Source organism: Erwinia sp. 009765445 (assembly GCF_058137865.1).
This window is the reverse complement of record NZ_JBYUWC010000075.1, coordinates 1-509: the sequence shown is the minus strand read 5'-3', so window position 1 is coordinate 509 and position 509 is coordinate 1. Positions and strand designations below refer to the sequence as shown.

The window sequence follows — 509 nt, the reverse complement described above, 5'->3', positions numbered from 1 at the left end:
CCTTCGGGACGTGCTACATAAAATTCGAATGACGCACAACAAGGTGCCTGCCGTCCAACTTCTGATATCAGCGTAGCTATATCAACCATCGGGCGAAACGTCGAGTTAGGCACCGCCTTATTCCATAACAAAGCCGGGTAATTCCCGGCTTTGTTGTATCTGAACTTCCCCTCGGTTAGCATCAGGCTATTCGCGTCTGACGAGAGTAACACCTTGAAACGCTGGCCCGTTTTTCCCCGCTCATTACGACAACTGGTAATGCTGGCATTTTTGCTAATTCTACTACCCCTGTTGGTGCTGGCATGGCAAGCCTGGCAAAGCCTGAATGCGCTTAGCGATCAGGCGGCGCTGGTTAACCGCACTACGCTTATTGATGCCCGGCGTAGTGAAGCGATGACCAACGCGGCGCTGGAGATGGAGCGTAGCTACCGTCAGTATTGCGTGCTGGACGACCCTACGCTTGCGAAGGTTTATCAAAGCCAGCGCAAACGTTACAGCGAAATGCTCGA

Annotated in this window: 1 pseudogene; it reads left to right on the top strand. The window is 52.7% G+C overall.

What is annotated here, in order from left to right:
- Window positions 1–213 precede the first annotated feature (213 nt).
- Window positions 214–509: pseudogene (locus tag AC3Y5R_RS24300) on the top strand (two-component sensor histidine kinase); the annotation flags it as partial.